Genomic DNA, 13373 nt, shown 5'->3' with positions numbered 1-13373 from the left:
TACGGGCTGACGGCCCCGCCTCAGTCCACCAGGTCCCGCACCACCGCGTCCGCCAGCAGCCGTCCCCGGAGCGTGAGCACGGCCTGCCCGCGCCCGTACGGCTCCGGCTCCAGCAGGCCGTCCTCCAGGGCCCGTGCCGCGGCCGCCGCCCCGGCCGGGCGCAGCAGCTCCAGCGGGCAGCCCTCGGCCAGCCGCAGCTCCAGCAGGATCCGCTCCACCCGGCGCTCCTCGGCGGACAGCAGCTCCCGGCCCGCGCCGGGCGACCGGCCCTCGCCCAGGGCCTGTGCGTACGCCCCGGGGTGCTTCACGTTCCACCACCGCACACCGCCCACATGGCTGTGCGCGCCGGGGCCCGCGCCCCACCAGTCGGCGCCGCGCCAGTACAGCTCGTTGTGGCGGCAGCGCCCGGCGGGCGAGGTGGCCCAGTTGGAGACCTCGTACCAGGCGAACCCGGCGGCCGACAGGGTCTCCTCGGCGATCAGATAGCGGTCCGCGTGCACATCGTCGTCGGTCATCGGCACCTCGCCGCGCCGGATCCGCCGCGCCAGCTGGGTGCCCTCCTCCACGATCAGCGCATACGCCGACACATGGTCCGGGCCCGCCCCGAGCGCCGCCTCCAGGGAGGCCCGCCAGTCCGCGTCGCTCTCCCCCGGCGTCCCGTAGATCAGGTCCAGGTTCACATGGCCGAATCCGGCCGCCCGTGCCTCGGCCACACACGCCTCCGGGCGCCCCGGGGTGTGCGTACGGTCCAGCACCTTCAGGACGTGCTGCCGGGCGCTCTGCATCCCGAAGGAGATCCGGTTGAAGCCCGCCTCCCGCAGCTCCGCCAGGTACCGCGGATCGACCGACTCCGGATTGGCCTCGGTCGTGACCTCGGCCCCCTCGGCCAGCCCGAACTCGTCCCGGATCGCCCCCAGCATCCGCCCGAGGTCCGCCGCCGCGAGCAGGGTCGGGGTCCCGCCGCCGACGAACACGGTCTCCACGGTCCGCGGGTCGTCCCCCAGCACCTTCCGCGCCAGCCGCACCTCCTCGACGACCTGCTCGGCGTAGTTGTCCCGCGAGGCGAGCACACCGCCGGAGCCGCGCAGCTCACTGGCGGTGTAGGTGTTGAAGTCGCAGTAGCCGCAGCGGGTGGCGCAGTACGGCACATGCAGATAGAACCCCAGCGGCCGCCGCTCCGCCCCCGCCAAAGCGGTCGCGGGCAGTGCGCCGTCCTCGGGCATGGGCTCACCATCAGGCAATACGGAAGGCATGCCCCCATTGTCCGGCACGACCGACGCCACCCGGGACCGCGATGCGGTGCCCGGACGCCACGGCCCCCGGCGACCGGGCCTACGGGGTGTCCGGCGGACCACGCGACGGAGCCGCGTATCGATGCCGCGGAAAGGGCGGAGCCCCGGTCCGGGGCCTGGGGCGGAGCCCCGGTCCGGAGCCTGGGGCAGAGCCCCGCCACACAGCGGAGCCGCATATCGATGCCGCGGAAAGGGGCGAAACCCGATCCGGAGCCTGGGGCGGACCCCCGGTCCGGAGCCTGGGGCAGAGCCCCGCCACACAGCGGAGCCGCATATCGATGCCGCGGGAAGAGGCGAAACCCGATCCGAGGTCTGAGGCGAAGCCCGGGTCCGGAGCCTGGGGCAGAGCCCCGCCACACAGCGGAGCCGCATATCGATGCCGCGGGAAGAGGCGAAACCCGATCCGAGGCCTGGGGCCGAAGCCCCGGTCCGGCATCTGGGGCAGAGCCCCGCCACACAGCGGAGCCGCATATCGATGCCGCGGAAAGGGGCGAAACCCGGTCCGAGGCCTGGGGCGGAGCCCCGGTCCGGGGTATGGGGCGGAGCCCCGCCACGGGGCGGAGCCGCATATCGGTGCCGCGGGAAGGGGCGGGGAGCGGAGCGGCCCGCCGCAGGCGTTACGACCCGCCGGACACTCCCTAGAGCATCCCTAGAGCACCTTCAGGACCAGCATCGCCAGGTCGTCGTCCGGCGGATCCGCCGCGAACTCGTCCACCGCCCGGCGCACCCGCTCCGCGACCTGCCGCGCGCTGAGCCCCGCGCACAGCGCGAACGCCGCCGCCAGACCGTCCTCGTCGTCGAACTGCCGGTCGCCCGATCGGTGCTCCGTCACCCCGTCCGTCACACAGAGCAGCGTTTCCCCGGGCGTCAGATCGAACGATTCACTCTCGTACGACACATCGTCCACGACGCCCAGCAATATCTGCGGCGCCGCGACCGTCCGCACCTCGCCGTCGGGCCGCAGCACCAGCGGCAGCGGATGCCCCGCGCTGGCCAGCGTGCAGCGCACCCCCAGGCCGTCGCCCAGCGGCTCCAGCTCCCCGTACAGCAGCGACAGGAACCGCGCGACCCCGCCGCCGGCCGGCAGCCCCGCGCCTCCGACCAGGCCGCCGTCCACCAGCTCCACGACCCCGGCGGGGCCTCCCACGGCCTCCACACCGGCCACCACGGCCTCCGCGGCGCCCTCGACGGCCTGCTCCACCGCCTCCTCGCCCAGCAGCTGGTTGAGCCGGTCCAGGACCTCTCCCACGCCGTACCCCTCGCGGGCGAGCAGCCGCAGCCAGGGCCGGACGAGGCCGGTCACCACGGCCGCCTCCGGGCCGTTTCCGCAGACGTCGCCCAGGACGAAGCACCAGCGGCCGTCACCGGCCGGGAAGACGTCGTAGAAGTCGCCCCCGGCCGAGATCTCGCCGGTCGGCTCGTACACCACCGCCGACTCGACCCCGGGGATCCTCGGGATCACGGACGGCAGCAGCCCGCGCTGGAGCACCCGGCTGATGGTCGCCTGCCGGGTGTAGCGGCGGGCGGAGGCGAGCGCCAGGGCCACGCGGCGGGCGAAGTCCTCGATCAGGCCGACCACTTCGGGCGGCATCCGCACCAGCCCGGCCCGCCCCAGCAGCAGCGTGCCGAGGGCGCGGCCGCCCGCCACCAGCCGGCACGCGAGGGCCGCGCCGCCGGGCCCGTACGCGGCGGGGTCGGCCGGCCAGGGCCACTCCATGGCGCCGCCGCGGACGGCGGCGGGCACATGGGGCGGCTCCTTCTCCAGCACCTGCCGCAGGCCCTCGATGCGCCCCTCGCTGGCGTGCCAGACCCGGGCCAGCCGCGGCGGGCCGCTCGTGGAGTCGAGCCAGATCGCGCACCAGTCGGCGAGCCGGGGCACCAGCAGCTGTCCGGCGAGCGAGGTCACCATGTCCTCGTCGAACTGCCCGGCCAGCAGATCGGACGCCTCGGCGAGGAAGGAGAGCGCGCCGCGCTGGATCCACTCGGGGTCGCGGCGGACCGGGACGATGCCCTGCGCGGGCGCGACGATCTCGACGGCCTCGACGGCCTCCTTACGGCCGTCACCGACGGGCCCCAGGCCCTCAGGGACGACCCCCGTCCCGAAGCCGCCGTCCGGCCCGGCCGCGGTCGCGTTCGCCGCGTCCACGGCGTCCACGGCGTCCACGGCGGCCGCGGCGTCCATGAAGGCCGAGCCCATGCCGCCCGCGGCGGCCGGGCCAGTGGGCGCCACCGCCATCTGGAACCACACCGACTTGGTAGCCCGGCGGTAGGTCGTCCCCCAGGACTCGGCGATCTCGGCCACCAGCCGCAGCCCGTGGCCCCCGGCGTACTCCGGCGGCTCGTCCGCATCCGGCGGATCGCCGCGCACCACCCTGGTGGGATGGTGATCGGTCACCTCCACCACCAGGGACGGCGGCTCGCCCTCGCGGTCCGACACATCCAGCGCACAGCTCACCTCGACGGCGGTGCCGGCGTGCACCACCGCGTTGGTGACCAGCTCGCTCACCAGCAGTACGGCCTCGTCCGCCACCTGGTCGGTGACCCGGTCGGCGGCCGGGACCTCGAGCGCGGCCCAGTCGGCGAGGGCGGCACGGACGAACCGGCGCGCGGCCGAGGCCGCGAGCGGACTGCAGGGCAGGCTGACGCGTGCCGATGCGCTGGTACGGACGGGGCCGACCGCACCCCCGACCGGTAGAACCACCCCACCGCCCTCAACCGACCCACCAGAAGTGGCAGAAGATGACGTCCCCACTGTGCGGCTCCTGAAGAAGCTCCGTCATAACGCCGTATCCGTAACCGTATCCGGCACGGACAGAGTGGCAGACGGACCGCCCTCATATGCACCGGGTTACGCAAGTGAACCGCGATAAGGGGAAAATTCATGTGTCCGGCGGGCCGGTCAACCTGAAATCCGGTGCGGGGTCGTATCCTTGCCCGTTAAACCTCCCGCGCGCCCGCGTACATGTCCTCGATCAGGTCCTTGTACTCACGCTCGACGACCGGGCGCTTGAGCTTCAGGCTGGGCGTCAACTCCCCGTGCTCCACGTCCAGATCGCGGGGCAGCAGCCGGAATTTCTTGATCGTCTGCCAGCGCTGCAGCCCGTCGTTGAGCCGCTGCACATGTCCGCCGATCAGCTCCCGCACCTCATCGGTGTCCACGACCTCCGCGTAGGTTTTGCCGCCGAGGCCGTGGTCGCCCGCCCACTTCATGATCGTGGGCTCGTCGAGGGCGATCAGCGCGGTGCAGTAATTGCGGTCGGCGCCGTGCACCAGGATGTTGGAGACGAACGGGCACACCGCCTTGAACTGGCCCTCCACCTCCGCCGGGGCCACGTACTTGCCGCCCGAGGTCTTGATCAGGTCCTTCTTGCGGTCGGTGATCCGCAGATAGCCGTCGGGGGACAGTTCGCCGATGTCCCCGGTGTGGAACCAGCCGTCGGACTCCAGCACCTGCGCGGTCAGCTCCGGCAGCCCGTGGTAGCCCTGCATGATGCCGGGGCCGCGCAGCAGCACCTCGCCGTCCTCGGCGAACCGCACCTCCAGGCCGGGGAACGCCTTGCCGACCGTGCCGGTGCGGTAGTCCGCCGGGTTGAGGAAGCTGGCGGCGCTGGACTCGGTCAGGCCGTAGCCCTCCAGGATGTTGATCCCGGCGCCCGCGAAGAAGTAGCCGATGTCGGGCGCGAGCGCGGCGGAGCCGGACACCGCGGCCCGCAGCCGGCCGCCGAACGCCTCGCGCAGCTTGCCGTAGACCAGCTTGTCGGCCACCGCGTGCTGGGCCCGGAGGCCGAAGGGCACGGAGGCGGTACCGGTGCGGCGGAAGTTGTCCTGAGAGACCCTGGCGTAGTCCCGGGCGACTTCGGCCGCCCACTGGAAGATCTTGTACTGGGCCGCCCCGCCCTCACGCGCCCGCTGGGCCACCCCGTTGTAGACCTTCTCGAAGATCCGCGGCACGGCACACATATAGGTCGGGCGGACCACCGGCAGATTGTCGATGATCTTGTCGACCCGGCCGTCCACCGCCGTGGTGTGGCCGACGTAGATCTGTCCCGCCGTCAGCACCTTGCCGAAGACATGCGCGAGCGGCAGCCACAGGTACTGCACATCGTCGGGGAAGAGCAGTCCGTCCTGATTGCCGATCACAATGGCCATGTACGACCAGGAGTCATGCGCCAGGCGTACGCCCTTGGGACGCCCGGTGGTACCGGAGGTGTAGATGAGCGTCGCCAGCTGATCGCTGCGCAGGGCGTCCATCCGCTCCCGTACGGCATCCGGCCGGCGCTCCAGCAGGGCCGCGCCCCGCTTCTCCAGCTCGGTGAGCGAGAGCACCCAGCCCTCGGGGTCGTCCGCGGCGGGGACCGCGTCGTCGGCCTGGATCACCACCACATGGGCCAGCTCGGGAAGTTCCTCGCGCTGCGCCCGCACCTTGGCGAGCTGCGCCGCGTCCTCGGCGATCAGCACCCGGCTGCCGGAGTCGGAGAGGATGAAGGACGTCTCGTCGGCGTTGGTGGTCGGGTAGACCGTGGTGGTGGCCGCGCCCGCGCACAGCACGCCGAGGTCGGCCAGGATCCACTCCACCCGGGTCGAGGAGGCCAGCGCCACCCGCTCCTCGGGCCGGATGCCCAGATCGATCAGCCCGGCGGCGATGGCGAAGACCCGATCCGCGCTTTCCCGCCAGGTCAGCGGCCGCCACTCGTCGGGGCCGGTGCCCGAGGCGGGAGGCACCGGATACCGGTACGCCTCCTTGTCCGGTGTCGCCTCGACGCGCTGGAGGAAGTGCGTCGCCAGGGACGGCGGCCGGTTCTCGAGCAAGTTCTGTGTGTCGGTCACGGCATCCTCCGGGGCCCGCATCATTGCTTGGTGACTCGCGAGTAACCTTCGAGTAGGTGATCAGGGTAGGGGCCGAATCCTTACGGCGTAAGGGGGCCGGGTCACGTTGTTCTCACGAGATGCCCAAGAGAAGCCCGGGAAGGCGGCGGGCCCGGCGCATCCATCACGCCAGGCCCGCTGACCACACTTCCCTGGTGCTCCGGCCTTGGGGCCATTTCTCCCGGGGCGGGGGCCTACTTCTTCGCCTTGGAGTCCTTACCGTCGGAGTCGGAGGACAGCACCGCGATGAAGGCCTCCTGGGGCACCTCCACGCTGCCGACCATCTTCATCCGCTTCTTGCCTTCCTTCTGCTTCTCCAGCAGCTTCCGCTTACGGGAGATGTCACCGCCGTAGCACTTGGCGAGAACGTCCTTACGGATGGCACGGACCGTCTCACGGGCGATGACCCGGGAGCCGATGGCGGCCTGGATGGGCACCTCGAAGTTCTGCCGCGGGATGAGCTCGCGCAGCTTGGCGACCAGCCGGACGCCGTACGCGTACGCCTTGTCCTTGTGGGTGATCGCGGAGAACGCGTCCACCTTGTCACCGTGCAGCAGGATGTCGACCTTGACCAGCTCGGAGGTCTGCTCACCGGTGGGCTCGTAGTCGAGCGAGGCATAGCCGCGGGTCTTGGACTTCAGCTGGTCGAAGAAGTCGAAGACGACCTCGGCGAGCGGCAGGGTGTAGCGGATCTCGACCCGGTCCTCGGAGAGGTAGTCCATGCCGAGCAGCACCCCGCGGCGGTTCTGGCACAGCTCCATGATCGCGCCGATGAACTCGCTCGGGGCGAGGATGGTGCCCCGGACGACCGGCTCATGCACCGTGGCGATCTTGCCCACCGGGAACTCGCTGGGGTTGGTCACCGTGTGCTCGGTGCCGTCCTCCATCTCCACCCGATAGACCACATTGGGCGCGGTGGCGATCAGGTCGAGATTGAATTCGCGCTCCAGGCGCTCACGGATGACCTCCAGGTGCAGAAGCCCGAGGAAGCCGACGCGGAAGCCGAAGCCGAGCGCGGCCGAGGTCTCCGGCTCGTAGACCAGCGCGGCATCGTTGAGCTGCAGCTTGTCCAGGGCCTCGCGCAGCTCGGGGTAGTCCGAGCCGTCCAGCGGATACAGCCCAGAGAACACCATCGGCTTGGGGTCCTTGTAGCCGCCCAGCGGCTCCTGTGCACCGCCGCTGACCTGGGTGATCGTGTCACCGACCTTGGACTGGCGGACATCCTTCACACCGGTGATCAGATAGCCCACCTCGCCCACGGACAGCCCGTCGGCGGGGGTCATCTCCGGCGAGTTGGTGCCGATCTCCAGCAGCTCATGCGCGGCGCCGGTGGACATCATCCTGATCCGCTCGCGCTTGCTGAGCGTGCCGTCGACGACCTTCACATAGGTCACGACGCCCCGGTAGGCGTCATAGACGGAGTCGAAGATCATCGCGCGGGCGGGGGCGTCGTGGACGCCCACCGGGGCCGGCACCAGCTGAACGACCCGGTCCAGCAGCTCGGCCACGCCCTCGCCGGTCTTGGCGGAGACCTTCAGTACGTCGGAGGGGTCACAGCCGATGAGGTGGGCCAGCTCGGCGGCGTACTTCTCGGGCTGGGCGGCGGGCAGGTCGATCTTGTTGAGGACCGGGATGATCGTGAGGTCGTGCTCCATCGCCAGATAGAGGTTGGCGAGGGTCTGGGCCTCGATGCCCTGGGCCGCGTCGACCAGCAGGATGCAGCCCTCGCACGCGGCGAGGGAGCGCGAGACCTCATAGGTGAAGTCCACGTGGCCGGGGGTGTCGATCATGTTGAGGATGTGGGTGGCGGGCTCGCCGCCCTCGTCCTTCGTCGGCGCCCAGGGCAGCCGGACCGCCTGGGACTTGATCGTGATGCCGCGCTCGCGCTCGATGTCCATGCGGTCGAGATACTGCGCGCGCATCTGCCGTTGCTCGACCACACCGGTCAGCTGGAGCATGCGGTCGGCGAGCGTCGACTTGCCGTGGTCGATGTGCGCGATGATGCAGAAGTTACGGATCAGAGCCGGGTCGGTACGGCTCGGCTCCGGCACATTGGTAGGGGTCGCGGGCACGCAGGGTCCTGTGTCTAGGCGGGACTCGGTGTTATCGGTATGGGTCAGTCCCGTCCATGGTCCCATGAATGGCGACCTCTTCCGGGTTTGGGACGCCATGGACCCTGCTGGTAGCCTGGCCAACTGTGTCTCGTGCCCCCTCTTTCACGGAGATCTCCAAGGACATCTCCGCGGGGGACGCCGTGGACGTCTTCACGGACGCCACGATGGGCACGGACGCACCACGAAGCAAGTGAAACCCAACGAACCTGCGAAGGCTTTTACGTGGCGAACATCAAGTCCCAGATCAAGCGGAACAAGACGAACGAGAAGGCGCGCCTGCGCAACAAGGCGGTCAAGTCCGAGCTGAAGACCGCCATCCGCCGCACCCGCGAGGCCGTGGCCGCCGGTGACGCCGAGAAGGCCACCGAAGCCATCCGCATCGCCGCGCGCAAGCTCGACAAGGCCGTCAGCAAGGGCGTTCTGCACAAGAACAACGCCGCCAACAAGAAGTCGGCGCTCGCCCAGCAGGTCTCCAGCCTCCAGGGCTGACGCCTTCCGGGGCTGACCTCGAAGGCTGACGCCTTCCGGGGCTGGTCTCCAGCCGGTTTGGGCACAGCGGTCCCTCTCACCCGCTCCGACCGGCAGCCGAGAGCCTCTTCAGCCCCTTCAGCGGCACCGCGCCGCACGCGGCCTGCGTTCGCCACGCGGGTGCGGCGCACTTGATGGATACGAAGGCCCCGCGCCTGTCCTTTCCCCAGGACAGCGCGGGGTTTTCGCGCTTAATTCGGGTATGTTCACGTCATGTCGATACCGGGGGAAACACCCAATCCGTACGGGCCGCCACAGCCGCCCCAACCGCCTCAGCAGAGCCCGGCGCAGAGCGCGCCTCAGGGGCCGGGGCAAAGCCCGGCGCCGAGCCTGCCGCAGAGCACGCCGCCCGGCCCGTACGGGCAGGTGCCGCCCCAGGCCCAGCCGCCCCAGCACAATCCGTACGCCCAGCCGACGATGCCGTCCGTCCCCCTGGGCGGCGGCTACGGCCCGATGGGCACGCCGGGCACGCCTCCCGGGATGCCTCCCATGGGCCCCGGGGCCGGGGGCGGCGGCAAGGGCTGGCTGTGGGGTCTTAGCGGGGCCGTCGTCGCCTCGGCGGTCTGGGCCGGGGTGCTGTTCGCCACGGGAGGCTTCGACGGGAACGAGGCGGAGGCCGATCTCGCGGGCTACCGCTATATGACCAATCTGTGCGGCTCGACGGACTCCCAGGCCTTCGAGGACTCCGGGTACGAGCAGAAGAGCGGCTCGTCGTCGAACCCCCGGCACAGCAGCTCCGAGAGCCCCGCGCTGGACTCGATGACCTGCAACATCGACTTCGAGCCGAGCGGCGCGAGCACCAGCGACTACTCCTCGGTGTGGCTCTACACAACGGCGTCGCTGCACAAGAAGACCGACCCCGGCCCCGAGTTCGAGGCCCAGTACCGGTCGTACGAGGACCAGAAGACGTCCACCTACAGCTATGAGGTGAGCCCGGTCAGGGGGCTGGGCGAAGAGGCGTATGTGGTGAGGCAGGAGAGCAAGAGCAGCACCTCCAACACCGGCGCCTATGTGATCCTCGCCGTGCGGGACGGCTGGATGACGTATCAGTCGACCTGGTCGGAGTATGTGTCGACCTCGTCCAGCGCCTCGGCCAAGACCCCGGAAGAGGCCACCGAGATGCTCAAGAAGAGCGCGAAGGCGACGCTGGAGAAGATGAAGGAGTAATCACGGGCCCGGGCCGCGGGCCACCGCTCGGGCCGGACACACACGGAGCCAACCCACGCCAGGCCGGACGCGCAACGGACCGGACGCCCAGCCGACGCGCGGGGCCGAGCCCCGCGTTTCCGGCTCGGAGGGCGCAGCCCCAACGGGGCCCGGGGCGCAGCCCCAGTGAGGGCGAGGCGGGGCGGCGAACGAAACGTGCTCGGAACGAAACGTGCCCCTACCCCGGGGCCCGGCTGGCGGCTAGTGCCGCGTCAGCCAAGGTTTGCCCCGCTCGCCGCCCTGGCACGGCCGCCCCCAGCTACCGCTGGGAGGTGCCCCCTGCACCAGACGCCGCGGGCTGATCCACGAAGATCCGCCGGACAGGACCTAGCGGCGGCCCGCCCGGGCGGCGCGGGCGATCGTGACGACGGCCTTCTCCAGGGCGTACTCCGGATCGTCTCCGCCGCCCTTGACCCCCGCGTCGGCCTCGGCGACGGCGCGCAGCGCGATCGCCACTCCGTCCGCCGACCAGCCGCGCATCTGCTGCCGCACCCGGTCGATCTTCCACGGCGGCATGCCCAGCTCACGGGCGAGGTCGCCGGGGCGGGCGCCGCGCGGCGCGGAGGCCAGCTTGCCGATGGAGCGGACGCCCTGGGCCAGGGCGCTGGTGATCAGCACCGGCGGCACCCCGGTGGAGACGGCCCAGCGCAGGGCCTCCAGCGCCTCAGCCGCGCGGCCCTCGACGGCGCGGTCGGCGACGGTGAAGCTGGACGCCTCGGCACGGCCGGTGTAGTAGCGGGCGACGACGGCCTCGTCGATCGTGCTCTCGACATCGGCCACGAGCTGGGAGACCGCGCTGGCCAGCTCCCGCAGATCGCTCCCGATGGCGTCGACCAGGGCCTGGCATGCCTCGGGTGTGGCGGACCGGCCGGTGGCGCGGAACTCCGACCGTACGAACGCCAGCCGGTCGGCGGGCTTGGTCATCTTGGGGCAGGCGACCTCGCGCGCCCCGGCCTTACGGGCGGCGTCGAGCAGCCCCTTGCCCTTGGCCCCGCCCGCGTGCAGCAGCACCAGGGTGATCTCCTCGGCGGGGGTGCCGAGGTAGCCCTTCACGTCCTTGACCGTGTCGGCCGACAGATCCTGTGCGTTGCGCACCACCACGACCTTGCGCTCCGCGAAGAGCGAGGGGCTGGTCAGCTCGGCGAGGGTGCCGGGCTGGAGCGCGTCGGGCATGAGGTCGCGCACATCGGTGTCGGGATCGGCCGCGCGCGCGGCCGCCACCACCTGCTGCACGGCGCGGTCGAGCAGCAACTCCTCCTGGCCCACGGCGAGGGTCACCGGGGCGAGTGGATCGTCGGTCGTCGTCTTCCTGGCCATCGCGGTCCAGCATCCCACGGACCACCGACAGTCCCGCCGTCCGGATGTCCGACAATGTTCCGGTGATCGATGAAGGACCGACCGGTGCCCGGCACGCCCGGCACATCCTGGTGCTCCCCGACCGCGACGCGGCGGAGGAGGTGGCCGAGGCCCTCCCCGAGCGCTTCGGCATCGCCCAGGAGCCCCAGCTGGTGCGGGACGCCCTGGCGGGCGAGGACGACGCCGAGGACGCCCAGTGGCTGGTGGTGATCGAGGACCCGCCCGGCGGGCTGGACCCGACGGCGCTGGACGCGCTCGCGGATGAGTACGACGGCTGGCTGGAGGCCGAATAGCGTCCGAGACTAGGCTCATGACCAACCGTGGTCACGGAAGAGGGGGACTCCGAGGATGAGCGGGACTGTGACGGCAGTCAGCAGCAATGGCGACTACTCGTTCACCAAGCCGAACCGGGACAGCATCACCCTGCTCACCGGCCTCGGCGTCGAGGGCGACGTCCACGCCGGCGTAACCGTCAAACACCGCTCCCGCGTCGCCCAGGACCCCACCCAGCCGAACCTGCGCCAGGTCCACCTCATCCACGAAGAACTCTTCGCGGAGGTCGGTGCGGAGGGCTTCCAGGTCCTCCCCGGCGACCTGGGCGAAAACATCACCACCCGCGGCATCGACCTCCTCGCCCTCCCGGCCGGCACCCTGCTGCGCATCGGCGACGAGGCAGTGCTGGAGGTCACCGGCCTCCGCAATCCCTGCCTGCAGATCGACCGCTTCCAGAACGGCCTCCTGAAGCAGGTCGTCGGCCGCGACGAGGCCGGAAACATCATCCGCAAGGCCGGCATCATGAGCATCGTGCGGGAGGGCGGCACCGTCCACCCGGGCGACCTGATCCAAGCCGAGCTCCCCGCCGAACCCCACCGCCCCCTGGACCGGGTCTGAGGGCGGGGCGCTCCCTGCCGCGATGAGTTCCGGCCGGGCCGGGAGTCTCTTCTGGTGACCGTCGTAGCACGCCGTACGACGCTGCCCGGTACGAGACACCACGGAGGACACCATGACGGCCACACCGGACGACCCGACCACCGCACTGCCCGGCCGCCCGCCCGTGGTCGACCTGGCCACCTGGCAGGCCGCCCGTGATGAGCTGCTGGTCCGCGAGAAGGCCCACACCCGCGAGGGCGACGCCATCGCGGCGGCCCGCCGCCGGCTGCCGATGGTGGAGTTCGACGGAACGGTCGAGGTCGTCGGCCCCGACGGCCCGGTTCCGTTCCTGGACCTGTTCCAGGGCCGCGACGAGCTCGTGGTCTACAAGCACATGTGGTACGACGGCGCGCCGCACCAGGGGCAGTGCGAGGGCTGCACCACAACGGCCTGGCACCTGAAGGAAGCGGACTACCTCAACGCGCGCGGTGTCTCGTTCGCCGTCCTGACCACGGGCCGCTGGGACGAGGTGGCCTCCTACGTCGAGTTCATGGGCTACACCCAGCCCTGGTACTCGGTGCGCGGCGTGGACGGGCCGGCCGGCGGCAGCATGGGTTATCTCACCTGCTACCTGCGCGACGGCGACCGCGTGTTCCTCACCTACTCCACGACGGGCCGTGGCAATGAGCGGGTCAACGGGTCCCTCGGCCTGCTCGACATGACGCCCTACGGCCGCGGCGAGGCGTGGGAGGACAACCCCGAGGGCTGGCCCGAGGGGCGCGGCCCGTGCTGGTCCTGGCGCTCGGACGCGGACGGGAACGCCACCTGGGGCCCGACCAGCCGCCCCGTACCGCAGTGGACCCGCCCGGGCGCGACCCCCGTGGAGACCCTCGGCCGACACGGCCACCACCACTGACGCGCGCCAGGGAGCATGAGTGAGGCGCCAGGGTCGAAGGGAAGACCTCTGGCGCCCTACTCGCGGCCGAAACCGCCTAGTCGTGACGTAGAGCCTCAACGATCGCTGCCCAGACGGCTCGCGCCACCAGGGACACCGCGAAGCGCTCCACGAGACTGCCGCGCCACCTCTTTTCTTTTGTGACGGACGACCTGAAGAAGCCGACCACCATCACCACCTCCAAGG

10 protein-coding genes are annotated in these 13373 nt (G+C 71.1%); 5 read left to right on the top strand and 5 right to left on the bottom strand.

Translation table 11 applies throughout. The features are described 5' to 3' along the window. Positions 1 to 20 precede the first annotated feature (20 nt). From hemW to lepA, 4 genes are all read right to left on the bottom strand, one after another. Positions 21 to 1253, bottom strand: a complete 1233-nt coding sequence (hemW, locus tag GWI24_RS06185; RefSeq protein ID WP_210944889.1) for a radical SAM family heme chaperone HemW — start codon at positions 1251 to 1253, stop codon at positions 21 to 23. A gap of 688 nt (positions 1254 to 1941) precedes the next feature. Then, a complete protein-coding gene (locus tag GWI24_RS06180) occupies positions 1942 to 3993 on the bottom strand; it encodes a SpoIIE family protein phosphatase (protein WP_308343520.1) in 2052 nt (683 codons plus the stop codon). 236 nt (positions 3994 to 4229) lie between these two features. After that, on the bottom strand, positions 4230 to 6119 hold the full coding sequence (locus tag GWI24_RS06175) for a long-chain fatty acid--CoA ligase (protein WP_210944887.1): 1890 nt from the start codon (positions 6117 to 6119) through the stop codon (positions 4230 to 4232). A gap of 233 nt (positions 6120 to 6352) precedes the next feature. After that, complete coding sequence (lepA, locus tag GWI24_RS06170) at positions 6353 to 8230, bottom strand: translation elongation factor 4 (protein ID WP_210944886.1); 1878 nt, start codon at positions 8228 to 8230, stop codon at positions 6353 to 6355. A 264-nt stretch (positions 8231 to 8494) separates the two neighbouring features. On the opposite strand from lepA, the gene rpsT reads away from it, so the two are divergent. Next, positions 8495 to 8761 carry a 30S ribosomal protein S20 gene (rpsT, locus tag GWI24_RS06165; protein WP_037946000.1) on the top strand — a complete coding sequence of 89 codons (267 nt, stop codon included), beginning with the start codon at positions 8495 to 8497 and terminating at the stop codon, positions 8759 to 8761. A 252-nt stretch (positions 8762 to 9013) separates the two neighbouring features. Continuing rightward, positions 9014 to 9967, top strand: coding sequence for a hypothetical protein (locus tag GWI24_RS06160; protein ID WP_247615957.1), 954 nt, complete (start codon positions 9014 to 9016; stop codon positions 9965 to 9967). Between the two features lie 366 nt (positions 9968 to 10333). On the opposite strand, the gene holA is transcribed toward GWI24_RS06160, so the two are convergent. Continuing rightward, positions 10334 to 11323 carry a DNA polymerase III subunit delta gene (gene holA / locus GWI24_RS06155; RefSeq protein WP_210944885.1) on the bottom strand — a complete coding sequence of 330 codons (990 nt, stop codon included), beginning with the start codon at positions 11321 to 11323 and terminating at the stop codon, positions 10334 to 10336. Positions 11324 to 11367: 44 nt separating this feature from the next. On the opposite strand from holA, the gene GWI24_RS06150 reads away from it, so the two are divergent. The 3 genes from GWI24_RS06150 to GWI24_RS06140 all read left to right on the top strand — a co-directional run bounded on the left by GWI24_RS06150 (position 11368) and on the right by GWI24_RS06140 (position 13148). After that, positions 11368 to 11655, top strand: coding sequence for a hypothetical protein (locus GWI24_RS06150; protein WP_210944884.1), 288 nt, complete (start codon positions 11368 to 11370; stop codon positions 11653 to 11655). 55 nt (positions 11656 to 11710) lie between these two features. Continuing rightward, positions 11711 to 12253 carry an MOSC domain-containing protein gene (locus tag GWI24_RS06145; protein WP_210944883.1) on the top strand — a complete coding sequence of 181 codons (543 nt, stop codon included), beginning with the start codon at positions 11711 to 11713 and terminating at the stop codon, positions 12251 to 12253. Positions 12254 to 12365: 112 nt separating this feature from the next. Beyond that, the gene (locus tag GWI24_RS06140) at positions 12366 to 13148 is read left to right on the top strand and encodes a DUF899 domain-containing protein (RefSeq protein WP_210944882.1); all 783 of its coding nucleotides are present in this window, start codon (positions 12366 to 12368) and stop codon (positions 13146 to 13148) included. Positions 13149 to 13373 lie beyond the last annotated feature (225 nt).

This window comes from Streptomyces sp. MK37H (assembly GCF_018035285.1).
Classification (GTDB): Bacteria; Actinomycetota; Actinomycetes; order Streptomycetales; family Streptomycetaceae; genus Streptomyces; species Streptomyces endocoffeicus.
Note: the sequence above shows the minus strand (reverse complement) of the source record. Positions and strands in the feature narration are given on the sequence as shown.